The following is a 24,124-nucleotide window of genomic DNA, read 5'->3' as shown; positions in this document are numbered from 1 at the left end:
CAGTGTTGGCCCCGCTGTCATATTTCCCCCGCCGTCCCCGGTAGGAGCGAACTTGTTCGCGAGGCGATTTGACAGACTCACCGCCTCTCGCCAACAAGTTGGCTCCTACCGGTTCAATGTTGGCCTCGCTGTCATATTTCCCCCACCGTCCCTGGTAGGAGCGAACTTGTTCGCGAGGCGATTTGACAGACACACCGCCTCTCGCCAACAAGTTGGCTCCTACCGGTTCAATGTTGGCCCAACTGTCATATTTTCCCCATCTTGCACTGCTAGCTTTCCCCTTTACCTTCAACAAGGGGACCCTCCATGACTCAGTTCGACCCGACACGTCGCCGCATCATTCAGGCAGCTGGCGCAGGTTTGCTTTTGCCCGGTCTGGCTCCAGCCGTTATCGCTTCGATTCAGGACCGGCCGAAAATCACCGACGGGGTGCAGTCCGGTGACGTGTTGGGTGATCGGGCGATGGTCTGGAGTCGCAGTGATCGCCCGTCGCGCATGGTCGTGGAATGGGACACCCGCAGCATGTTCACCAACCCGCGTCGTGCGGTCTCAGCCCTCGCTGACCAACGCACCGATTTCACCGCGCGAGTCGAGCTGAGCGGTTTGCCGACCGATCAGGCGATTTTCTACCGGGTAATGTTTGAAGATGCGCAATCAGGCGTGACCAGTGAACCCTGGTTCGGCCATCTGCGCAGCGTCCCGCAACAGCGTCGGGACCTGAGGTTTGTCTGGAGCGGCGACACGGTCGGCCAGGGTTTCGGCATCAACCCGGACATAGGCGGCATGCGTATCTATGAAGCCATGCGTCTGCGTCTGCCGGATTTCTTTATCCACAGCGGCGACACCATCTATGCCGACGGCCCGGTTCCGGCGCAGATCGTCGCGGAAGACGGGCGCATCTGGCGCAACCTCACCACCGAAGCCAAGAGCAAGGTCGCGGAAACACTCGACGAGTATCGCGGTGCTTATCGCTATAACCTGATGGATGAGAACCTGCGCCGCTTCAATGCGGAGGTGCCGCAAATCTGGCAATGGGACGACCACGAAGTGACCAATAACTGGTCGTCGAGCAAACAGCTGGATGATCGCTACAAGGTCAAGGACATCCAGTTGCTGGCTTCCCGTGGCCGACAGGCGTTTCTGGAATATGCGCCCATGCGTTTGCAGGAAGCGGATAACGGCGGACGCATCTATCGCAAGATGAGTTACGGGCCGATGCTGGATGTGTTCGTGCTGGACATGCGCAGTTATCGGGACGGCAACGATTCAAACCTGGCGAATAAACCGGGACCTACCACGGCTTTTCTGGGGCGTACGCAGCTGGACTGGCTGAAAAGCGGGCTCAAGAACTCCACCGCACAATGGAAAGTTATCGCAGCCGATATGCCGATTGGTCTGGGTGTACCGGATGGCGAAGTCAGCCCTGGCGTCGCGCGCTGGGAGGCCATCGCCAACGGGCAGGACGGCCCTGCGGCTGGACGCGAGCTGGAGGTCGCCGAGTTGTTGACCTATCTGCGCGCGCAGAAAATCCGCGACTGCGTATGGCTGACCGCCGATGTGCATTACTGCGCGGCGCATCACTACCAACCGGATCGCGCTGTGTTTCAGGACTTCGACCCGTTCTGGGAATTCGTTGCCGGGCCGTTGAACGCTGGCAGCTTTGGCCCTAACGCGCTGGACAAGACCTTCGGCCCCGAACTGGTTTTCCAAAAGGCCCCGCCTGCGCAAAATACCTCACCATTTGCCGGTTTCCAGTTTTTTGGTGAAGTGAACATCGACGGCCAAAGCTCGGAGATGACCGTGACCTTGCGGGATCTGGACGGGGTGTCGGTGTTCGAGAAAAAACTGGTGCCCGCGCGGGATGCTTAGAGGCGCATTTCTGAATTTGGAATGAGACACTGCCCGGAATCTGGCTCCGCTCTTGATGTTGTAGGACTGGCTTTAGCCGGGAGAGCGGTATTTCTGCCTGGGCGAATTTAGAGGACGTCAAGACGTCCTCCCGGCTAAAGCCAGTCCTACGGGATTGTGGGGATCCCGTAGGCGGGCTGTCAGAGGCCTTCCGAAATTCTCTGTAACGTTCTCGTCTATGCTGGCTTATCATTAGCCACCTAACGACGGGGCAGGGTTCGACGATGCTGGACATTTTCTATCAGACCCTGGCCATCACCGCGCCGGTTTTCGCCATGCTGTTTCTGGGTGTGCTGCTCAAGCGCATCAACTGGATTGACGACAATTTCATCATGACTGCGTCGAGTCTGGTGTTTAACGTGACCATGCCCGCGCTGTTGTTTCTCGGCATCATCCACGCAAATCTGCGTGAAGCGTTGCAGCCCTCGCTGCTGATTTTTTTCACCATCATCACCCTGGCCGGTTTCGCCTTTGCGTGGGCCTGGGCCATCTGGCGCGTGCCGCTGGCAGACCGTGGCGTTTTTGTTCAGGGCGCCTTTCGTGGTAATAACGGCGTGATCGGCCTGGCGCTGGCCGCCAGCATGTACGGCGATTACGGTATCTCTCTGGGGGCGATTCTCGCCGCCCTGGTCATTCTGTTCTATAACGCGCTTTCGACCATCGTGCTTGCGGTGTACAGCCCGGTAATCAAATCCGATCCGTGGAGCCTGTTCAAAAGCGTGCTGGGCAACCCGCTGATCATCAGCATCATGCTTGCCTCGCCGTTTGCCTACTTCAAGATTGGCTTGCCGCACTGGATCGAGACGTCGGGCAATTACCTTGCGCAAATGACCCTGCCACTGGCGCTGATCTGTATCGGCGGCACGTTATCGCTGAGTTCGCTGCATCAGAGTGGCAAGCTGGCTGTCAGTGCCAGCTTTATGAAGATGGTCACTTTGCCGGTGCTGTCTACGCTGGCAGCCTGGCTGTGTGGGTTCCGCGGTCCGGAGCTGGGGATTCTGTTCCTGTACTTCGCCAGCCCGACCGCTGCGTCCAGCTATGTCATGGCCCGGGCGGCCAATGGCAATCACGTGCTGGCGGCAGCGATCATCGTGATCACAACGCTGGCGGCCGCAGTGACCACCAATATCGGGATTTTTATCCTGCAATGGGGCGGCTGGATCTAGTGCTGGCGTCGCCATGCCCGGATGGTGCTGAAGGTAATCATCACCGCGAACACCGGCAGAACAAATTGCACCATCAGTCGCTCAAGTTTATCGGCGAGCGGCATGCCGGTGGTGAACGACACAATGTGCAACCCATAAGCCAGATACAGCGCCAGCAGCATTAGCCCTTCAATCCGGGTGATCCGGTAGCCTGAGTAGAACAACGGCATGCACAGCGCCGCTACCCCGAGCATCACCGGTAAGTCAAAATCCAGCGCATTGGGTGAAACAGACAGTGGGGCTGGTGCGATCAACGCGGTGATGCCCAATACGCCCAGCAGATTGAACAGGTTGCTGCCAATCACGTTGCCCACGGCGATGTCACGCTCGCCACGCAGGGCCGCGATCAATGAAGTGGTCAGGGCGGGCAGGGACGTACTGACCGCGATCACCGTCAGGCCAATCACCCGTTCGGACAGACCAAGGTCTATGGCGATCACCACTGACGCTGCCACCAGCAGGTGACTGCCCAGTACGACGCAGGCTATGCCGGTAAACAACGCTCCGAGACGCAGCAGCACTTGGCCGGTTTTGCGGGAGTGCTCGGATCCGCTTGACTGGCGATAGGCAAAACGCTGCCCGGATTGTCGCAAAACGATCAGCAGATAGCCCAGCAAGCCCAGCAGCAGAATCGCGCCATCGAGCGCGCCCAGCACGCCGTTCCAGGAAAGGGCCAGCACCAGTGCGCTGGCGACAACCATCAACGGGATCTCCAGGCGCACCAACTGCCGGGTCACCCGCAACGGAATGATCAAGGCGCACAGCCCAAGAGTGACCAGTACATTGAAGATGTTGCTGCCCACCACGCTGCCCACGGCGATGTCGGCGCTGGAAGTAAAGGCTGCTTGCAGGCCGACTGCCATTTGCGGCGCGCTGCTGCCCAGTGCGACAAATGTCAGACCGATGAACAAAGGGCGCACGCCAAGGGTGGTTGCCAGGCTCACCGCGGCGCGCACTGAAAGTTCGGCACCGATCAGCAGTAACAGCAGGCCACATATCCACTGAAGGACATCGGGAAACGGCAGGGATGAGAGTTCGAGAATTCGGGGCGTCCTTAGTCGCTCAGACTTTGTACGCGCACAGGCGCGGTGCCACTGCGCAGCATACCGATTTGTTCGGCGGCAGCACGTGACAAATCAATCAATCGACCACGGGTATGAGGGCCGCGATCATTGATCCGGACGATCACGCTCTTGTCGTTATCCAGGTTGGTGACTCTGGCCCGGGTACCAAAAGGCAACTGGCGATGGGCCGCAGTGAGTCCATTCTGGTCAAAGGGTTCGCCGCTGGCGGTACGCTTGCCGTGATGCCGGGCGCCGTAATAGGAGGCGTTGCCGGTTTCGTTGTAACCGCGAGCATCGATGGTCTGATTCTGGCTGGCGCAGCCAACCAGAAAGGTGAACAGAGCTGTGGTGCCGAGAAGCCGCAGCATGGGGTGCGATCCTTGAATGCCTGGACGCAATCTGTAGGAGTGAGCTTGCTCGCGATAGCGTCAGGCCATTCGATAGATACGCTGGATGGCATACCGAATCGCGAGCAAGCTCACTCCTACAGGTCGTTGTGACTATTAGAGTTTTTTAAATCAACCTTCCAGCTTTTTCTTCAGCAGTTCATTGACCTGCTGCGGGTTGGCCTTGCCTTTCGAGACTTTCATCGCCTGACCGACGAAGAAGCCGAACATCTTGCCCCGTTTGGCTTCATCCGCCGCGCGGTACTGTTCGACCTGTTCGGCGTTGGCTGCGAGCATCTCGTCGAGCATCGACTCGATGGCGCCGCTGTCAGTCACTTGCTTCAAGCCGCGTTTTTCGATGATCTCATCGGCGCTGCCTTCACCATTGGCCATGGCCTCGAAAACCATTTTCGCGATTTTGCCGGAAATGGTGTTGTCGGTGATGCGCTTGAGCATGCCGCCCAATTGCTCGGCGCTGACCGGCGATTCTTCGATTTCCAGGCCTTGCTTGTTCAGCAGGCTGCCCAGTTCAACCATGACCCAGTTGGCGGCCAGTTTCGCATCGCCGCTGATGCTGACCACTTGCTCGAAGTAGTCCGCCTGCTCGCGGCTGGAGGCCAGCACGCTAGCGTCATAGGCCGACAGGCTGAACTGACTCTGGAAGCGCTCGCGCTTCTGCGGAGGCAACTCCGGGAGCGTGGCGCGGGTTTCTTCGATGAATGAATCTTCGATCACTACTGGCAGCAGGTCTGGATCGGGGAAGTAACGGTAGTCGTTGGCTTCCTCCTTGCTGCGCATGGCGCGGGTTTCGTCTTTGTTCGGGTCGTAAAGACGGGTCTGTTGAATGACCTTGCCGCCATCTTCGATCAGGTCGATCTGACGCTGGATTTCGCTGTTGATCGCCTTCTCGATGAAGCGGAACGAGTTGACGTTCTTGATCTCGCAGCGTGTACCGAATTCAACCTGGCCTTTGGGACGAATCGACACGTTACAGTCGCAACGCAGCGAGCCTTCCGCCATGTTGCCGTCGCAGATGCCCAGATAACGAACCAGCGCGTGCATGGCTTTAACGTAAGCCACTGCTTCCTTGGCCGAACGCATGTCCGGCTCGGAAACGATTTCCAGCAGCGGAGTGCCAGCGCGGTTCAGGTCGATGCCGGTCATGCCGCTGAAGTCTTCGTGCAGGCTTTTGCCGGCGTCTTCTTCAAGGTGGGCGCGGGTGATGCCGACGCGTTTCACCGTGCCGTCTTCAAGGGTGATGTCCAGGTGGCCTTTGCCGACAATCGGCAATTCCATCTGGCTGATCTGATAGCCCTTGGGCAGGTCAGGGTAGAAGTAGTTTTTGCGGGCAAACACGTTGTGCTGGCCGATCTCGGCGTCTACCGCCAGGCCGAACTTTACAGCCATGCGCACGGCTTCTTTGTTGAGCACCGGCAAAACGCCCGGCATGCCCAGATCAACCAGGCTGGCCTGCGTGTTGGGCTCGGAGCCGAACGCGATGGCGCTGCCGGAGAAAATCTTCGATTGGGTCGAAAGCTGGGTGTGAATCTCCAGCCCGATAACGACTTCCCATTGCATTGTGTTTTCTCCTTAGAAGCCGTCAGGCCTGCGCAGATGCCAATCGGTGACTTGCTGATATTGATGTGCAACGTTCAGCAGGCGGCCTTCCTGGAAATACGGGGCGAGCAATTGCACGCCTACCGGCAGACCATCGGCAAAGCCCGCAGGCATGGACAAGCCCGGCAGACCCGCGAGGTTGGCGGTGATGGTGTAGAAGTCTTCCAGATACTCGGCGACCGGGTCGTTGGTCTTGGCGCCGATTTTCCAGGCCGGGTTAGGCGTGGTCGGGCCGAGGATCACATCGACTTCGGCAAAAGCGCTCATGAAATCGTTCTTGATCAGGCGACGGATTTTTTGCGCCTGCAAGTAGTAGGCGTCGTAATAGCCAGCTGAGAGCGCGTAGGCACCCACCAGAATCCGGCGTTGTACTTCCGGGCCAAAGCCTTCGGCGCGGGAGCGCTCGTACAGATCGGTGAGGTCTTTTGGCTCTTCGCAGCGATGGCCGAAACGCACGCCGTCAAAGCGCGACAGGTTGGAAGAGGCTTCAGCCGGAGCGATCACGTAATAAGCCGGGATGCCGTGTTGCAGGTTCGGCAGGCTGATTTCCTTGACCACGGCACCGAGCTTTTTCAGCTCTTCGACGCTGGCCATGACCATATCTGCAATGCGCGGATCGAGACCGGCACTGAAATACTCCTTTGGAAGACCGATGCGCAGTCCCTGCAGCGAGCCGTTGAGGCTGGCGCTGTAATCTGGAACGGGTTCGTCGATGCTGGTGGAGTCCAGTGGGTCGAAACCGGCCATGCCTTGCAGCAGCAGCGCACAGTCTTCAGCGCTGCGTGCCAACGGACCGGCCTGATCGAGGCTGGACGCATAAGCGATCATGCCCCAACGGGAAACACGACCGTAGGTCGGTTTCAAGCCGGTCAGGTTGGTCAGTGCGGCCGGTTGGCGAATCGAGCCGCCGGTATCGGTGCCGGTGGCGGCAGGCAGCAGGCGCGCAGCTACTGCAGCAGCCGAACCCCCTGAGGAGCCGCCCGGCACATGGTCAAGATTCCACGGGTTTTTCACCGCGCCGTAGTGGCTGGACTCGTTGGCCGATCCCATGGCGAATTCGTCCATGTTGGTCTTGCCAAGGGTCACGGTGCCCGCTGCGGCCAGCTTGGCAACAACGGTGGCGTCATATGGCGCCTTGAAGTTATCGAGCATCTTCGACGCGCAGCTGGTACGGATACCTTGCGTGCAGAACAGGTCCTTGTGAGCCAGTGGTGCGCCCAGCAATGGATTGTTTTCACCGGCAGCGCGACGTGCGTCAGCGGCCTGCGCCTGAGTGATGGCCAGGTCTTCGGTGAGGGTAATGAAGCTGTTGAGCTGTGGATCGAGCTGCGTGATACGCGCGAGCAGGACACGGGTCAATTCTTCGGAAGAAAACTTTTTATCGGCGAGTCCGCGGGCGATCTCGGCCAGAGTCATTTGATGCATTGAAGGCACATTCCCTTAGTCGATGACTTTTGGAACCAGATAAAGGCCGTCTTGGACCGCTGGTGCGATGGCTTGATAGGTATCCCGACGATTTCGCTCGGTAACCACATCTTCGCGCAGGCGTTGGGAAGCTTCGAGGGGGTGGGCAAGGGGTTCAATACCGGTGGTATCGACCGCTTGCATCTGATCAACCAGCCCAAGAATGCTATTAAGTGCTTCGGTAGTACGTGGGACATCGGCGTCATTCAGGCGAATTCGCGCCAGATGAGCGATCTTTTCCACGTCGGAGCGATCAAGCGCCATGGGGTTCTCCAGTGGAATGCCTACGGATTGGATCCGTGTGGTAGATTGAGGAACACTATCGCATTTCTACGGTCAGAAGGCCGCGAACGTCGAGGGTCGTGCTCGGAAAAACCGCTAATTTAGCATATTGGCTCCTTGCCCAAAATCCCTGTCGTTGTTAGAGTTTGCCGCACTTTTTTACCCACGCGTTCCCTAGGGTCCCTTTCCCATGTTCAAGAAACTGCGTGGCATGTTTTCCAGCGATCTGTCTATCGACCTGGGCACTGCCAACACCCTTATTTACGTGCGTGAGCGCGGCATCGTTCTGAATGAACCATCAGTTGTGGCCATTCGGACCCACGGAAACCAGAAAAGCGTCGTTGCTGTCGGGATGGAAGCCAAGCGCATGCTCGGCCGTACCCCAGGCAACATCGCCGCTATTCGCCCAATGAAAGACGGCGTTATCGCCGACTTCAGCGTTTGCGAAAAAATGCTGCAGTACTTCATCAACAAGGTTCACGAAAACAGCTTCCTGCAGCCAAGCCCTCGGGTGTTGATCTGCGTACCGTGCAAATCCACACAGGTTGAGCGACGCGCGATTCGCGAGTCGGCCCTGGGTGCTGGTGCCCGTGAAGTATTCCTGATCGAAGAGCCAATGGCTGCTGCCATCGGTGCCGGTCTGCCGGTCGAAGAAGCACGCGGTTCGATGGTTGTCGACATCGGTGGTGGTACTACTGAAATCGCTCTGATCTCGCTCAATGGCGTGGTTTATGCCGAATCCGTACGGGTTGGCGGCGACCGCTTCGACGAAGCGATCATCACCTACGTGCGTCGTAACTACGGCAGCCTGATCGGCGAATCCACCGCCGAGCGCATCAAGCAGGAAATCGGTACTGCCTACCCAGGTGGTGAAGTGCGTGAAGTCGACGTGCGTGGCCGTAACCTGGCTGAAGGCGTTCCACGTGCTTTCACCCTGAACTCCAACGAAGTGCTGGAAGCGTTGCAGGAATCTCTGGCAACTATCGTTCAGGCCGTGAAAAGCGCGCTGGAGCAGTCGCCTCCGGAACTGGCATCCGACATCGCCGAGCGCGGTCTGGTGTTGACCGGTGGTGGTGCCTTGCTGCGTGATCTGGACAAATTGCTGGCTCAGGAAACAGGTTTGCCGGTAATCGTTGCCGAAGATCCACTGACCTGCGTAGCGCGTGGTGGTGGCCGTGCGCTGGAAATGATGGATAAGCACACGATGGATCTGCTCTCCAGCGAGTAACTCGCCGGCAGGACCTATCATGCATCCTTATGTGTACAGGTAGCGATTTGGCTACCTGTATGCGTTAGGCTGACGCCAAAATATGGCGTTACTTTTTCTACCTGTTCAAGCCGGTTGCATATCTCATGAATAACAACAGCCGATTGAAATCCTGCTTCGGAGGAGCGGCCTATTAAACCGCTTTTCGCAAAAGGCCCCTCATTGGGCGTGCGCCTGTTGGTGCTGGTCGTTTTATCGGTGGCGCTGATGGTCGTTGATGCGCGGTTCACCGTGCTCAAGCCCGTGCGCAGCCAGATGTCGCTGGTACTGATGCAGTCGTACTGGATCGTCGATCTGCCGCAGCGTTTGATACAGGGTGTGGCCAGCCAGTTTGGCAGCCGTACCGAGCTCATCGCTGAAAACGAAAAACTCAAGACTGAAGCCTTGCTCCTTCAAGGGCGCCTGCAAAAGCTCGCGGCCCTGACCGAGCAGAACGTGCGCCTGCGCGAGTTGCTCAACTCGTCGGCACTGGTCAACGAGAAGGTTGAAGTGGCCGAACTGATCGGCATGGATCCCAATCCGTTTACCCATCGAATCATTATCAACAAAGGCGAGCGCGATGGCGTTGTCCTGGGTCAGCCAGTGCTCGACGCACGTGGCCTGATGGGGCAAGTGGTCGAGTTGATGCCTTACACCTCGCGTGTACTGCTGCTGACCGACACGACTCACAGCATTCCAGTGCAGGTCAACCGCAACGGGCTTCGTGCGATTGCCAGCGGCACGGGTAACCCGGAACGTCTGGAGCTGCGCCATGTCGCGGACACCGCTGACATCAAGGAAGGCGACCTGCTGGTCAGTTCCGGTCTGGGTCAGCGTTTTCCTGCCGGATATCCGGTCGCAACCGTTAAAGAAGTCATCCATGACTCCGGACAACCGTTTGCTATCGTTCGCGCCGTGCCGACAGCCGCATTGAACCGCAGCCGTTACCTGCTGCTGGTGTTCTCCGACGGCCGCTCGCCGGAAGAGCGCGCCGCCGATGCCGCACGTGCCCAGGAGTCCATCGAGAAAGGTGTTGATCCGGCAGCCGTCCCGGCGACTGTTCCTGTCAATAACGCAGCCGCTCCTGCCGGGACGACACACGCCGCGCCTGCCGCCCACGGTGCTGCTGCTCCGGCCGCTGCTCCGTCCGCCGCGCCAGCTGCAACACCTGCCGCAACGCCGGCCACGCCAGCACCCAAGCCCGCCAGCAAGCCGCCTGTAAAGCCTGCGGCGACCAAGCCACCGGCCACCGCGCCTGCCGCCACTCGGGAGAGAATCGATGGCTAGTCATGCCCCGGAACGTAACGGGTGGGTCGTGTGGTTCACTTTCGTCGTCGGTTTGCTGTTGAGCGTTTCGCCGCTGCCGCAGTTCATGGAAATTTTTCGTCCGCTCTGGCTGGCGCTGCTCGTGACCTTCTGGGCGCTGTATCTGCCCCATAAGGTCGGCATGACCACCGCATGGCTGTTGGGTCTGATGGAGGACGTGTTGTACGGCACACTGCTGGGGCAGAACGCCCTGACGTTGTGTCTGATCACCTTCCTGGTGATGTCCCTGCAGCAGCGTTTGCGCATGTTCCCCATGTGGCAACAGTGTCTGATTCTGCTGGTTATCTATGGGCTGGCCCAGTTGGCCCAGCTCTGGCTCAGCGCTCTGACCGGCAATCGACAGCCGACACTGGCGTTGGTGTTGCCTGCTTTGGTCAGTGCGTTGTTATGGCCTTGGGTCAGCTATGGCCTGCGAGGCTTGAGCAAGCGTTTGAAAATCAACTGACGCAGCGTGCAGCCCCGGGTAAGCATCTCTGGCTCGGGGCCGCATCACGATCTTTGACACGGAGATGTCCCAATGCCCCCGCTTTTTCTGGCCTCTGGCTCGCCGCGCCGTCGGGAATTACTGACCCAGATCGGCGTTCGCTTCACGGTGCTCAGCGCACAGATTGACGAAACTCCCCATAGCGAAGAAACCCCGACGGCCTATGTCGAGCGTCTTGCCCGTGGCAAAGCGCAAGCCGGATTGGCGTTGCTGACCGATGATCAGGGCTGCGTGTTGGGGGCTGACACTGCTGTGGTGCTCGACGGTCATATCCTCGGCAAGCCTCGGGATGAAGCGGATGCCCAGAGCATGCTGACGGCGTTGTCGGGGCGTGAACACGAGGTGTTGACGGCGATTGCGCTGGTCAGTCAACAGCGTTGCGAAACCCGCGTCGTCTCCAGTCGGGTGCGTTTTCGCTCGATCTCTACTGCAGAAATCCAGACTTACTGGGCCAGTGGCGAGCCTCAGGACAAGGCAGGCAGCTACGCTATTCAGGGCCTGGCGGCGATTTTCGTCGAGGGTTTGCACGGTAGTTATTCCGCAGTGGTGGGCTTGCCGCTATGCGAAACCGCAGAACTGCTGAGCCGTTTCGGCATACCCTGTTGGCAAGGCCAGGAAGGTGACAAGTCATGAGTGAAGAGATTCTGATCAACATCACGCCAATGGAATCACGCGTGGCAGTGGTGGAAAACGGTGTTTTGCAAGAGGTTCACGTCGAGCGGACCCAGCGTCGCGGCATCGTGGGCAACATTTATAAAGGCAAGGTTGTCAGGGTGTTGCCCGGCATGCAGGCCGCGTTCATTGATATCGGGCTGGACCGTGCAGCGTTCATTCACGCCTCGGAAATCTCCATGCGTGAAGGCTCTGCCGTCGAAACCATCAGCGCGTTGGTGCACGAAGGTCAGAGCCTCGTCGTTCAAGTCACGAAGGATCCGATTGGCAGCAAAGGCGCGCGACTAACGACGCAGCTGTCAATTCCTTCGCGCTATCTGGTGTACATGCCCAAGACGGCGCACGTCGGGATTTCTCTGAAGATCGAGGACGAGGGCGAGCGTGAGCGACTGAAAAAAGTGGTCAGCGATTGCGTAGCCCTCGAAGGCATCAAAGAGGTTGGCGGCTTTATCCTGCGTACTGCGGCCGAAGGTGCCGGGGCTGACGAAATCCTTATGGACATTCGTTATCTGCGCCGCCTCTGGGATCAGATCGGTGAGCAGATCAAGACCGTCAGCCCGCCCAATGTGATCTACGAAGATCTTGGTCTGGCGCTGCGCACGTTGCGTGATCTGGTCAGCCCGCGTATCGAGAAGATCCGCATCGACTCCCGGGAAACCTTCCAGAAAACCACGCAATTCGTGGCTGAGCTGATGCCTGAGATCGCTGACCGCCTGGAGCATTACCCTGGCGAGCGGCCTATCTTCGACCTCTACGGCGTTGAGGATGAGATCCAGAAAGCGCTTGAGCGCAAGGTTCCTCTCAAGTCCGGCGGCTATCTGGTGATCGATCCGGCCGAAGCAATGAGCACCATCGACGTCAACACTGGCGCCTTCGTCGGGCATCGCAACCTCGAAGAAACCATCTTCAAGACCAATCTGGAGGCGGCAACGGCCATTGCCCGTCAACTGCGCCTGCGTAATCTGGGCGGCATCATCATCATCGACTTCATTGACATGGAAGACGGTGAGCACCAGCGTCAGGTCCTGCGTACCCTGGAGAAACAACTGGAGCGCGATCACGCCAAGACCAACATCATCGGCATCACCGAGTTGGGGCTTGTGCAGATGACCCGCAAGCGAACCCGTGAAAGCCTTGAGCAGGTGCTGTGCGAGCCTTGTCATGCTTGCCAGGGGCGCGGCAAGCTGAAGACGCCGGAAACCGTCTGCTACGAGATATTCCGGGAAATTCTGCGTGAGGCCCGTGCCTATCAGGCGGTGGGCTACCGGGTACTGGCCAATCAGCGAGTTGTAGACCGCCTTCTGGACGAAGAGTCGGGTAATGTGGCGGAACTGGAAGCGTTCATCGGCCGCACTATTCGTTTTCAGGTAGAAACCATGTATTCACAGGAACAATACGATGTCGTGCTGCTCTGACAGTGCACCTGATAGATTGAATTGTTAACGGTGCCTCAGGGCCAGCGGCATGCATGCCGTCACAAGCAGAGAACTATGCGTGGTAAATGAGCTAACCCCTGGCAGTATCAGCACCATTAAGTGGGGCCATTTCACGCAAGCCGATTGGCGCGCATACCGTTCCGGAGGCTCGCTGAAATGGGGCGTCTGACACGTTTGGCCTCGCTCCTGACGCGCTGGGGTCTGAGTCTCTGCGCATTGGTTCTGATCCTGGCGGCTCTGTATGTCAGCGTCGGTCGTGAGCTGACGCCACTGGTCGCGGGTTACCGTGTTGAAGTCCAGAGCAAGGCGCAGGCTGCAGTCGGCATGCCCTTGGCTATCGGCAGCCTTGAAGGCAGCTGGCGTGGCTTTTCACCGGTTTTCGTCGCCAACGATGTAATGGTCGGCGAGGGCGCAAACGCTGTGCGTCTTGATGAAGTTCGCGCCGAACCTGATCTCTGGGCCAGCTTGCTGGCATGGGATGTGCGACTTTCCCACGTTGAAGTCAACGGTTTGCAGGTGATCCTCAAGGAGGATCAGGACGGTCATTGGGCGCTGCAAGGTTTGCCGGTCCAGGATGACAAAACGCTTGATCCCGAGCAGATTCTCAACCAGATGCAGGTTGTATCGCGCCTCTCTCTGCTCAACAGTCAGGTCACCCTGCAGCCTTTTGAGCAAGCACCGCTGACCCTGACTTATGTGAACATCAGTCTGGCGACGGGCAGCACCCATCAGCGTCTTGATGCGCGGTTGACACTCCCGGATGGTCAACCACTTGCCCTTAACGTTCGCTCGCGGATTCAGGCCAGCGCGTGGAAGGAGGGTGAAGCCGATATCTACCTGAGCCTGCCACAAAGCGACTGGGCGAAGTGGCTGCCCAAAACCCTGACCCGCGAATGGAAAGTATCGACCCTGAAGGCGGGTGGCGAGTTCTGGCTGAGCTGGGGCAAGGGCACTGTGCAAAGTGCTGTCGCACGCCTCAATGCGCCGACGCTGAAAGCGGCTTATGCCGAGCGAAAATCGTCGAAGATCGACAATCTGGCGCTCAACGCGTGGCTTGAACGAAACGATAGCGGCTTTGAAGTGAACCTTGGCTCTCTGGCCATGGACCTGAACGGCCAGCGCTGGGAAAGCCGCATTCAGCTTGAGCAGAAGATCGCCACCAGCGATCAGGAAGAAACCTGGCATGTTCAGGCTGACCGGCTTGATCTGACTCCGGTGACGCCTCTGTTGAAGTCTCTGGCTCCGTTGCCGGACACCTTCATGCAGGTCGTTGATAACCTCAAGGTGACGGGTGCACTGCGTAACGCACTGGTGGATTACCGCCCGCAAGCGGTGGGTGACAAGCGCCTGAGCTTCGCCGCCAATCTGGAAAGCATCGGGTTTAATGCTTATCACGGTGCTCCTGGGGCGGGAAATGTCAGCGGCGCGATCAGTGGTGATCTGGGGCAGGGTGAACTGCGCCTCGACAGCGACAACTTCATGCTGCACCTGTATCCGATTTTCAAAAACGAGTGGACCTATCCCAAAGCCAATGCTCGCCTGACCTGGCGTCTGGATGACGAGACTTTCACGCTGATCGCGCCCTACATCAAAGTGCTGGGCGACGAGGGCAAGATCGCTGCGGACTTCCTGATTCGACTGCATCTGGAGCATGAGCGGGCGGATGAGGACTACATGGACCTGCGCGTGGGCATGGTCGATGGCGACGGCAGTTACACCAGCAAGTATCTGCCGGCTGTCCTCAGCCCGGACCTGGACAAGTGGCTGCGTACGGCGATCATCGGCGGCAAGGTTGATCAGGGTTTCTTCCAGTACCAGGGGTCGCTGAGCAAGAACGCGGCTGACACCGCCCGGGTTATCAGTTTGTTTTTCAAGGTGCGTGACGCGACGCTGGACTTCGAACCCGGCTGGCCGCAGCTGACTGGCGTGGACGGCAAGGTGTATGTCGAGAACAGTGGCGTGCGTGTCAAAGCCAGCAAGGGCAAGCTGCTCAATACCGATATCAGCAAGGTACAGGTCAATATTCCCCACACTCCAGCCGGACAACCCAGCCATTTGCTGGTAGACGGCAACTTTTCCGGTCAACTGGCCGATGGCGTGAAGATTTTGCAGGAGGCGCCTATTGGTACTGCCAGTACCTTCGCGGGCTGGCAGGGCACGGGTCCGCTGGATGGCAAGCTGAAGCTGGATATCCCGTTGGTCAAAGGGCAGGAGCCGAAAATCGCTGTGGACTTCAGCACCCAGGGCGCACGTTTGAAACTGGCTGACCCGGCGCTGGATCTGACCCAATTGAAAGGCGAGTTTCGCTTTGATAATGCCAAGGGGTTAAGTGGTAAGGGTGTTCAGGCGCAGGCGTTTGATCGCCCTGTCACTGCGGAAATCGCAGCGGAAGGCAAGCCCGGCGCCAATCTTACTCGTGTGGTTGCCAACGGTCAGGTCACGGTAAAACGTCTGACTGAATGGTTGGGCGTTACCCAGCCGTTACCTGTTTCTGGCGATATTCCGTATCAGCTGCAACTGACTCTGGGCGCAGATAGCTCGTTGCGGATCAACTCCAGCCTGAAAGGCGTAGCAGTGGATTTGCCCGCACCGTTCGGCAAGTCGGCTGAAAGTAGCCTGGACAGCGAATTCCGCATGACCCTTCAGGGCGCTGAACGGCGCTTTGGTTTTGCCTACGGCAAGCTGGCCAATCTGGCTTACGCCGCGACACCGGACAAACTGGGCGACGGGCGTGGCGAGGTGTTTCTCGGCGACGGCGGCGCCATTGTCCCGGACGCCAAAGGCCTGCGTGTCAGAGGCTCACTTTCGGAACTCGATGTCGCGCCCTGGCAAGCAATGGTTAAACGTTACGCCGGTGATAATCCCGGTAGTAGCGCCAAGCAATTGGTCAATAACGTCGACCTGCAGATTGGCAAGCTGACCGCCATGGGCACCACGCTGGACAACGTCAGTGTTCAACTCAAACGCAACACCGACAACTGGGCGCTTTCGCTGGATAGCCAGCTTGCCAAGGGTACTGCGACGCTTCCTGACGTGAAGACCGCACCTATTGGTATTGACATGCTTTATGTCCGACTGCCTGCGCCTGATCCAGCCGCAGTAGTTGTAGAGAATGCACCAGACCCACTGGCCGATATCGATCCGAGCCAGATTCCGGCGCTTGATGTGAAGGTCACGCAGCTGTTTCAGGGCGAGCAGTTATTGGGCGCATGGGCCCTCAAGATTCGTCCGACGCCCACAGGTATTCGTCTGTCTGACATGGACCTGGGTCTCAAGGGCATACGTTTGAAAGGCGAGGGTGGCTGGGAAGGCACGCCGGGTTCAACCAGCAGTTGGTACCGGGGCAATGTTGAAGGCAAGAACCTCGGGGATATCCTCAAGGCATGGGGGTTTGCCCCAACGGTCACTGCCGAAAAACTCGAATTGAACGCCGATGGTCGTTGGCCCGGATCACCGGCCTGGGTGGCGCTCAAGCGTTTCTCCGGCAGCCTGGATGCCAAGCTTGAAAAAGGCCAGTTTGTCGAGGTGGAAGGCGGAGCACAGGCATTACGAGTATTTGGCCTGCTGAACTTCAACTCCATCGGCCGCCGCTTGCGTCTTGATTTCTCCGACTTGCTGGGCAAAGGGTTGAGCTACGATAGGGTCAAAGGCCTGCTGATCGCGAGCGATGGTGTTTATGTCACGCGCACGCCGATTACCCTGACGGGGCCTTCGAGCAATCTGGAGTTGAACGGGACGCTGGACATGGTCAAGGATCGAGTCGATGCCAAGCTGCTGGTGACGCTGCCGGTCACTAATAACCTTCCGATCGCTGCTTTGATTGTCGGTGCTCCCGCTATTGGAGGGGCGTTGTTCCTGGTCGATAAGCTGCTGGGCGATCGTGTCGCACGATTCGCCAGCGTTCAGTACAAGGTCGAAGGGCCCTGGAAAGAGCCGAAGATCACGTTCGACAAGCCGTTTGAAAAACCTCAATAGTTCGTCATGGAGTACAGTGGGAGCCATTACGAGGGCTACCGTCCAGACACCGCAAGACTCTGTAGGAGCTGACGAGCACCGCGAGGCTGCGATAGCGGTGTATCAGATTGACCGCTATCGCAGCCTCGCGGTGCTCGTCAGCTCCTACAGAGAAAATGCATTCCGGTTCGGGTGGGCGCGTGTTGTTTGAGGAGAGGCCGCCATGTCTTTTGCCGTGATTCAAATGGTTAGCCAGAGCGACGTGCCGGGCAATCTGGCTCAGGCCCGGCGCCTGCTGGAACAAGCTGCTGCTTCCGGAGCGCGCCTGGCGGTACTGCCGGAAAACTTTGCTGCCATGGGCCGTCGCGATGTCGCGGATATCGGCCGGGCGGAAGCTTTAGGCCAGGGGCCAATCCTGCCATGGTTGAAACTGGCCGCTCGCGACCTCAAGTTATGGATAGTTGCCGGAACCATACCTTTACCGCCGATTGATAATCCTGAAGGCAAGATTACCGCGTGTTCATTGTTGATTGATGAGCATGGCGAGCACGTGGCGCGTTACGACAAGCTGCACTTGTTTGATGTGGACGTGTCAGACAGTCGTGGACGTTATCGGGAATCCGACGACTATGCTCATGGCAGCAATGTGGTGGTTGCCGACACGCCAGTGGGGCGTCTCGGTTTGACCGTATGCTACGACTTGCGCTTCCCTGAGCTGTACACCGCTCTGCGAAAGGCAGGGGCTGAATTGATTACTGCGCCGTCGGCCTTTACCGCCGTTACCGGCGCAGCGCACTGGGACATTCTGATCCGTGCGCGAGCCATTGAAACCCAGTGCTATCTGCTGGCGGCCGCGCAGGGCGGAGTTCATCCGGGACCTCGGGAAACATATGGGCATGCAGCGATCGTCGACCCCTGGGGGCGAGTCCTGGCCGAACAGGCGCAGGGCGAGGCGGTGCTGCTGGCCGAACGGGACAACGAAGAACAGGCGTCCATCAGGGCGCGGATGCCGGTGTCCAGTCACCGGCGATTTTTTACGCAGGACGCCGTGCGGCCTGTGCAGACCTCGGAGTGAATATGAGCGACTTGTCCTCTGTCAGCGAACACCTTCTGGCACCTGGTGGCTTGAACCTCGACAGCCTTCAATCGGTGTTGGGCGAGCTGGCCGGTCCAGGCATTGATGCCGCTGACCTGTATTTCCAGGGGCAGATTTCTGAGTCCTGGTCGCTGGAAGACGGCATCGTCAAAGAGGGCAGCTTCAACCTCGATCAGGGAGTTGGCGTGCGTGCCCAATCGGGTGAGAAAACCGGTTTTGCCTACAGCAATGCAATCACTCACGAAGCCCTGACCACGGCAGCTCGCGCTGCGCGCTCGATTTCCCGCGCCGGTCAGAATGGCACCGTGCAGGCTTTCACTGCACAGGACGTGGCCCAGTTGTATGCGCCGGATAACCCACTGGAAGTGATGACCCGCGCGGAGAAAGTCGAACTGCTCAAGCGGGTTGACGTTGCCACCCGTGCACTGGATACGCGTATTCAGCAGGTCACGGTGAGCATGGCGGGCGTTTGGGAACGTATTCTCGTCGCTTCCACTGATGGCAGTCTGGCGGCCGATGTGCGCCCTCTGGTGCGTTTCAACGTCAGCGTCATCGTCGAGCAGAACGGCCGTCGGGAGCGTGGCGGTCATGGCGGCGGCGGGCGTACCGATTACCGTTATTTCCTCAGCGATGACCGCGCCATGGGTTATGCCCGGGAAGCGTTGCGTCAGGCGTTGGTCAACCTCGAAGCGATTCCTGCCCCGGCGGGCACGCTGCCCGTTGTTCTCGGCTCCGGCTGGTCCGGTGTCTTGCTGCACGAGGCGGTTGGTCACGGCCTGGAAGGCGATTTCAATCGTAAAGGCAGTTCGGCCTACAGTGGCCGTATGGGCGAGATGGTTGCTTCAAAGCTTTGCACCATTGTCGATGACGGCACCCTGGCTGGACGTCGCGGCTCGTTGAGCGTCGATGACGAAGGCACACCGACTGAATGCACGACCCTGATCGAAAACGGTGTGCTCAAGGGCTACATGCAGGACAAACTCAATGCACGTCTGATGGGCGTAGCGCGTACCGGTAATGGTCGCCGTGAGTCCTATGCGCACCTGCCGATGCCACGGATGACCAATACCTACATGTTGGGTGGGCAGAGCGATCCGCAGGAAATCATTGCGTCGGTCAAGCGCGGTATCTACTGCGCCAACCTGGGTGGCGGTCAGGTAGACATCACCAGCGGCAAGTTCGTTTTCTCCACCAGCGAAGCCTATTTGATCGAAGACGGCAAAATTACTGCCCCGGTCAAAGGTGCGACGTTGATCGGTAACGGCCCGGAAGCCATGAGCAAGGTGTCGATGGTCGGTAACGATCTGTCGCTGGACAGCGGTGTCGGTACCTGCGGCAAGGATGGTCAGTCGGTTCCGGTGGGCGTGGGTCAGCCGACCCTGAAGATCGATGCGATCACGGTAGGCGGCACGGGCGGTTGATACATGGTCCCGTAGGAGTGGCTTCAGCCGCGAGCGGCAGCAATGCTTCCCTCGCGGCTGAAGCCGCTCCTACGGGCCAGATGAGAGTTAACGCAAACCGCGTAGTTTCTCGTCCAGCTCACGGATGTACTTGAAGATTTTCCGGCTCGACGCAGGCGCCTTGTTATGGGCCAGCTCGTGTTGGGCCTGACGGATCAGCGAACGCAGCTGCTGACGGTCCGCTTCCGGATATTCAGCAACGAACATTTCGAGCAGACCGTCATCACCGGCGATCAGTCGATCACGCCAGCGTTCCAGGCCGTGAAAACGTTCGTTGTATTGGCGAGTGGAGGCATCGAGTTGATCGAGAAGCACCAGAATGGCGTCCAGATCCTGATCGCGCATCAGCTTGCCGATGAACTGAATATGCCGTTTGCGTGCGATATGAGCCGTGTGCTTGGGCGCATCGGCCAAGGCTCTGCGCAGCGGATCGGTCAAAGGCAGCTTGTTCAGCAAATCAGGTTTGAGCGACACAAGACGCTCGCCAAGTTCAACCAGAGCATGCAGCTCGCGTTTGACCTGGGTTTTGCTTTTCTCCCCGTCGAGGGAGTCGTCGTAAGAATCAACCATGGGGGCAGTCCGCAAATAAACGCCGCCATGATAACCAGTCATGGGCCTCTTGTCCGGCCCGCTCGGTATTCGGCTCGTGCCGAAAGCAGAATTTGATGGAGAAAGTCATGAGTGCATCACAAAGCGTCGGCCCACAGGCCTTGCCCGCACTGCAGGAACAAGTCGAGCAAATCATTGCCGAAGCCAGGCGTCAGGGTGCCAGTGCCTGCGAAGTCGCTGTGTCGCTGGAGCAGGGCCTGTCGACCTCGGTTCGTCAGCGCGAAGTGGAAACCGTCGAATTCAATCGTGACCAGGGTTTCGGCATTACCTTGTACGTAGGCCAGCGTAAAGGCTCGGCCAGTACCTCAGCCAGTGGTGCTGATGCAATTCGTGAGACTGTCGCCGCCGCGCTCGCCATCGCTAAACATACATCTGAGGATGAGGCGTCAGGCCTCGCTGATGCTGCGCTGATGGCCAGGGAGCAGCAGGATTTTGACCTGTTTCATGCTTGGGATATCACGCCTGAACAGGCCATCGAGAAAGCCTTGATCTGCGAAGCAGCAGCTTTTGACGCCGATAGCCGGATCAAGAATGCCGACGGCACAACGCTTAATACCCATCAGGGCTGCCGCGTGTACGGCAACAGCCACGGCTTTATCGGCGGCTATCCCTCGCCCCGCCACAGCCTTAGCTGCGTGATGATCGCTGAAGGCAATGGCCAGATGCAGCGTGATTACTGGTATGACGTAAGTCGCCAGGGTGAGTTGCTGGCCGATCCGCAGAGCATCGGTCGTAAAGCTGCCGAGCGGGCAGCCAGCCGTCTGGGTGCACGCCCAGTGCCGACGTGCGAAGTGCCGGTGTTGTTTTCGGCCGAGCTGGCCGGTGGACTGTTCGGCAGTTTCCTCGGGGCGATTTCTGGCGGCAATCTTTATCGAAAGTCGTCGTTCCTCGAGGGCTCCATCGGTCAGCGACTGTTTCCCGAATGGCTGACCATTGACGAACGGCCGCACTTGATGCGCGCCATGGGCAGTTCGGCCTTCGACGGTGATGGTCTGGCAACGTATGCCAAACCGTTCGTCGAAAATGGCGAATTGGTTTCTTACATTCTTAGCACCTACTCTGGCCGTAAGCTGGGCTTGCCGAGTACCGCAAACGCGGGCGGCGTGCATAACCTGTTCGTTACCCACGGGACTGAAGACCAGGCAGCGCTGATCCGCCGCATGGGCCGCGGGCTGCTGGTCACCGAGTTGATGGGCAGTGGCCTGAACATGGTGACCGGTGATTATTCTCGCGGCGCGGCGGGTTTCTGGGTCGAGAACGGCGAAATCCAGTTCGCGGTGCAGGAAGTGACCATCGCCGGCAACATGCGTGACATGTTCAAGCAAATCGTCGCCGTTGGCAGCGATCTTGAGTTGCGCAGCAACATCCGCACCGGCTCGGTGCTGATCGAGCGGATGACCGTCGCCGGTAGCTGATACAAAAGTTATCCGCACCCACTTTGTCTCTGTGGGAGCGGAGCTTGCTCGCGACAAGGCTGGATGCGATCTGAAGTGAACCGTGTCCAGCCTTATCGCGAGCAAGCTCAGCTCCCACAAAAAACATGCCGCTCCGACGATTATTCTCCTCCCCCTCAAAATCCCCTTCACCTTCTACGGTTGTTTTGATTCTCAATATCATTTAATAATGAATATCATTATCTGAATGAGCCGTGGTTATGGGTCCTGTTTTGCACGCACTTCCTGCACACCTGGAAAACTGGCGCGGGATGAGTTTCAGAATTCGTTGTGCCCTTGAGCCTGACGAACCACGGCTGATCGATCACTACCTCGCCGAAGGCCGGTATCTGGCGCGCTTCACCGCTACACCTCAGCGAATGATTGCTGAAACCTCCTTCCGGCTGCTCATCGACACTGCTCGCGATACGGTTTTGCCCTGGCATTGGCGCTGTCTATGCGTCGATCAGGCCTGGCGTCCGCTGCGCGATCTCAAGGCCCTCATCAACTCCCCGGCCGACCAACAACGCTGGCAGGCCTACAGCTGGCAGTTGGCGACATGCCTGCTGCAGCCCTCGATCTCTCCTACTGAACTGGTGCAAGGAAATTCCGATGAGTAATACCCGTATCGAACGCGACAGCATGGGCGAATTGCAGGTCCCGGCCGAGGCCCTGTATGGCGCTCAGACCCAGCGTGCGGTGAATAACTTCCCTATCAGTAACCTGCGCATGCCAACGCAGTTCATCCGTGCACTATTGCTCGCCAAGGCTGCCGCCGCGCACGCGAACCTTGAGCTGGAGCAGATAACGGCCGCGCAGAGCGAAGCGATTGTCAGTGCCTGTCAGGAATTGCTGAGCGGCGATTACATGGCGCACTTTCCGGTGGACGTGTTTCAGACCGGTTCCGGCACCAGCACCAACATGAACGCCAACGAAGTCATCGCTACCATTGCCAGCCGCGTACTGGGCGACAAGGTCAACGCCAACGACCACGTGAATTGTGGCCAGAGCAGCAACGACATTATCCCGACCACTATTCACGTCAGTGCCGCCCTGGCGTTGCACGAGCAGCTATTACCGGCGTTGACCCATCTGGTCGACGTGATCGAGCGCAAGGCTGATGAGGTGCACCCCTTCATCAAGACCGGCCGCACACACTTGATGGACGCCATGCCGGTGCGCATGAGTCAGGTGCTGAACGGTTGGGCTCAGCAGATTCGCGCCAATATCGAACATCTCCAGGCCTTGCTACCAAGCCTGCAGGCGTTGGCTCAGGGCGGCACCGCCGTGGGTACCGGAATCAATGCGCATCCGGAGTTTGCCAAGCGTTTCAGCAGTCATTTGAGCCGTTTGAGCAACGTGGCTTTTGTGCCCGGCAAGGATTTGTTTGCGTTGATCGGCTCCCAGGACACTGCCGTTGCTGTGTCTGGCCAGCTAAAGGGAACTGCGGTTTCGCTGATGAAAATCGCCAATGACCTGCGCTGGATGAATTCCGGTCCGCTGGCCGGGCTGGGAGAGATTGAACTGGAAGCTTTGCAGCCGGGTTCGTCGATCATGCCGGGCAAGGTTAACCCGGTGATCCCGGAAGCCACAGCCATGGTGGCGGCACAGGTCATTGGCAATGACGCGGCGATTACGGTCGCCGGGCAGTCGGGCAACTTCGAGTTGAACGTGATGCTGCCGATCATTGCGCAAAACCTGCTGAGCAGCATCGAGCTACTGGCCAACTCCAGCCGACTGCTGGCCAACAAGGCCATCGCGACCTTCAAGGTCAATGAAGCGAAGCTAAAGGAAGCCTTGTCGCGCAACCCGATTCTGGTCACTGCCCTGAACCCGATCATTGGTTACCAGAAGGCCGCCGAAATTGCCAAGACGGCCTACAAGCAGGGGCGTCCGATCATCGACGTCGCCCTTGAACACACCGACCTGCAGCGCAGCCAGCTGGAGGCATTGCTGGATCCGGAAAAACTCACTGCTGGCGGGATCTGACCCGTCGGCCATCGCTTGAGGAGTCGCGCCATGGAGCATTGGAAACGCACAATCGAAAAAGCCAATCGCTGTTTCAATCTCGGTGAGCTGGTTGACGCCCGCGAGTTGTATCTGCAGGCGCTGGCGCTGGCTCAGGTGTTGTTCGAGCGCTGGCCCAACCCTGATGAAGCGGTGGCCGCTTGCGTCATTTCCCATCACAACCTTGCCGACCTGCATTTGAGTCTGGGCCAGCCGGAGGAGAGCGCGGAGTACCTGTGCGCGATCCATCAGCACCTGTTGCGGGTCATGCAAGAGCAACGTCTGCCGCCAGCTTTGCGTCAGGCTGCGTTGCGCCATAGCAGCAAAACCTACGCCGAGCTGCTGAATTTTATCAGCGAGCACGGTGAATACCCGCGCACCCATCGCCTGTTGAACAGTGGCGGCGAGCATTCGCGCTCGTCATTACAACGCAATGCCGCAGCCACTTCCGGCCTTTTCTACGGAGTACATTGAT

General features: G+C 58.6%; 20 protein-coding genes. 14 read left to right on the top strand and 6 right to left on the bottom strand.

The genetic code is table 11. From position 1 onward, the window contains the following. The first annotated feature begins 306 nt into the window (after positions 1-306). Both AO242_RS26350 and AO242_RS26345 read left to right on the top strand, forming a co-directional pair. Positions 307-1,869 carry an alkaline phosphatase D family protein gene (locus tag AO242_RS26350; protein ID WP_099270977.1) on the top strand — a complete coding sequence of 521 codons (1,563 nt, stop codon included), beginning with the start codon at positions 307-309 and terminating at the stop codon, positions 1,867-1,869. A 263-nt stretch (positions 1,870-2,132) separates the two neighbouring features. After that, complete coding sequence (locus AO242_RS26345; protein ID WP_099270976.1) at positions 2,133-3,074, top strand: AEC family transporter; 942 nt, start codon at positions 2,133-2,135, stop codon at positions 3,072-3,074. Here AO242_RS26345 and AO242_RS26340 read toward each other — a convergent pair. The 5 genes from AO242_RS26340 to gatC all read right to left on the bottom strand — a co-directional run bounded on the left by AO242_RS26340 (position 3,071) and on the right by gatC (position 7,908). Continuing rightward, complete coding sequence (locus AO242_RS26340; protein ID WP_099270975.1) at positions 3,071-4,138, bottom strand: calcium/sodium antiporter; 1,068 nt, start codon at positions 4,136-4,138, stop codon at positions 3,071-3,073. The two genes, AO242_RS26345 and AO242_RS26340, sit on opposite strands and share 4 nt — an antisense overlap. Before the next feature lie 29 nt (positions 4,139-4,167). Next, a complete protein-coding gene (locus AO242_RS26335; protein ID WP_099270974.1) occupies positions 4,168-4,545 on the bottom strand; it encodes a septal ring lytic transglycosylase RlpA family protein in 378 nt (125 codons plus the stop codon). Positions 4,546-4,695: 150 nt separating this feature from the next. After that, a complete protein-coding gene (gene gatB / locus AO242_RS26330; protein WP_027902214.1) occupies positions 4,696-6,141 on the bottom strand; it encodes an Asp-tRNA(Asn)/Glu-tRNA(Gln) amidotransferase subunit GatB in 1,446 nt (481 codons plus the stop codon). Positions 6,142-6,153: 12 nt separating this feature from the next. Continuing rightward, positions 6,154-7,605 carry an Asp-tRNA(Asn)/Glu-tRNA(Gln) amidotransferase subunit GatA gene (gatA, locus tag AO242_RS26325; protein ID WP_099270973.1) on the bottom strand — a complete coding sequence of 484 codons (1,452 nt, stop codon included), beginning with the start codon at positions 7,603-7,605 and terminating at the stop codon, positions 6,154-6,156. 15 nt (positions 7,606-7,620) lie between these two features. After that, positions 7,621-7,908, bottom strand: coding sequence for an Asp-tRNA(Asn)/Glu-tRNA(Gln) amidotransferase subunit GatC (gene gatC / locus AO242_RS26320; RefSeq protein ID WP_027902216.1), 288 nt, complete (start codon positions 7,906-7,908; stop codon positions 7,621-7,623). 208 nt (positions 7,909-8,116) lie between these two features. On the opposite strand from gatC, the gene mreB reads away from it, so the two are divergent. From mreB to tldD, 8 genes are all read left to right on the top strand, one after another. Further along, a complete protein-coding gene (gene mreB / locus AO242_RS26315; RefSeq protein WP_020292894.1) occupies positions 8,117-9,154 on the top strand; it encodes a rod shape-determining protein MreB in 1,038 nt (345 codons plus the stop codon). A 219-nt stretch (positions 9,155-9,373) separates the two neighbouring features. Continuing rightward, positions 9,374-10,459, top strand: coding sequence for a rod shape-determining protein MreC (gene mreC, locus AO242_RS26310; protein WP_231675241.1), 1,086 nt, complete (start codon positions 9,374-9,376; stop codon positions 10,457-10,459). Further along, positions 10,452-10,943: a rod shape-determining protein MreD gene (gene mreD / locus AO242_RS26305; protein WP_027902218.1), complete on the top strand. Its 492-nt coding sequence runs from the start codon at positions 10,452-10,454 to the stop codon at positions 10,941-10,943. Before mreC ends, mreD begins: the two co-directional genes overlap by 8 nt. 72 nt (positions 10,944-11,015) lie before the next feature. Beyond that, complete coding sequence (locus tag AO242_RS26300) at positions 11,016-11,615, top strand: Maf family protein (RefSeq protein ID WP_099270971.1); 600 nt, start codon at positions 11,016-11,018, stop codon at positions 11,613-11,615. After that, the gene (gene rng, locus AO242_RS26295; protein ID WP_027902220.1) at positions 11,612-13,069 is read left to right on the top strand and encodes a ribonuclease G; all 1,458 of its coding nucleotides are present in this window, start codon (positions 11,612-11,614) and stop codon (positions 13,067-13,069) included. Before AO242_RS26300 ends, rng begins: the two co-directional genes overlap by 4 nt. A 177-nt stretch (positions 13,070-13,246) precedes the next feature. After that, the gene (locus tag AO242_RS26290) at positions 13,247-17,065 is read left to right on the top strand and encodes a YhdP family protein (RefSeq protein ID WP_099270970.1); all 3,819 of its coding nucleotides are present in this window, start codon (positions 13,247-13,249) and stop codon (positions 17,063-17,065) included. Between the two features lie 202 nt (positions 17,066-17,267). After that, on the top strand, positions 17,268-18,119 hold the full coding sequence (locus AO242_RS26285) for a carbon-nitrogen hydrolase family protein (protein ID WP_099270969.1): 852 nt from the start codon (positions 17,268-17,270) through the stop codon (positions 18,117-18,119). A 2-nt stretch (positions 18,120-18,121) separates the two neighbouring features. Further along, positions 18,122-19,561, top strand: a complete 1,440-nt coding sequence (gene tldD / locus AO242_RS26280) for a metalloprotease TldD (protein WP_027898155.1) — start codon at positions 18,122-18,124, stop codon at positions 19,559-19,561. A gap of 87 nt (positions 19,562-19,648) precedes the next feature. Here tldD and yjgA read toward each other — a convergent pair whose 3' ends face one another. Further along, positions 19,649-20,170, bottom strand: a complete 522-nt coding sequence (yjgA, locus tag AO242_RS26275; RefSeq protein ID WP_099271036.1) for a ribosome biogenesis factor YjgA — start codon at positions 20,168-20,170, stop codon at positions 19,649-19,651. A gap of 107 nt (positions 20,171-20,277) precedes the next feature. On the opposite strand from yjgA, the gene pmbA reads away from it, so the two are divergent. The 4 genes from pmbA to AO242_RS26255 all read left to right on the top strand — a co-directional run bounded on the left by pmbA (position 20,278) and on the right by AO242_RS26255 (position 24,123). Continuing rightward, the gene (pmbA, locus tag AO242_RS26270; protein WP_099270968.1) at positions 20,278-21,624 is read left to right on the top strand and encodes a metalloprotease PmbA; all 1,347 of its coding nucleotides are present in this window, start codon (positions 20,278-20,280) and stop codon (positions 21,622-21,624) included. A gap of 239 nt (positions 21,625-21,863) precedes the next feature. Beyond that, positions 21,864-22,262, top strand: coding sequence for a hypothetical protein (locus tag AO242_RS26265; RefSeq protein WP_027897853.1), 399 nt, complete (start codon positions 21,864-21,866; stop codon positions 22,260-22,262). Next, the gene (locus tag AO242_RS26260) at positions 22,255-23,631 is read left to right on the top strand and encodes a class II fumarate hydratase (protein ID WP_099270967.1); all 1,377 of its coding nucleotides are present in this window, start codon (positions 22,255-22,257) and stop codon (positions 23,629-23,631) included. The genes AO242_RS26265 and AO242_RS26260 overlap by 8 nt, the downstream gene beginning before the upstream one ends. A 30-nt stretch (positions 23,632-23,661) precedes the next feature. After that, positions 23,662-24,123: a hypothetical protein gene (locus AO242_RS26255; protein ID WP_027897851.1), complete on the top strand. Its 462-nt coding sequence runs from the start codon at positions 23,662-23,664 to the stop codon at positions 24,121-24,123. Position 24,124 lies beyond the last annotated feature (1 nt).

The organism is Pseudomonas sp. ICMP 561 (assembly GCF_002699985.1).
Lineage (GTDB): Bacteria > Pseudomonadota > Gammaproteobacteria > Pseudomonadales > Pseudomonadaceae > Aquipseudomonas > Aquipseudomonas quasicaspiana.
The sequence above is the reverse complement of the archived record's forward strand: the minus strand, read 5'-3'. Positions and strand labels throughout refer to the sequence as shown.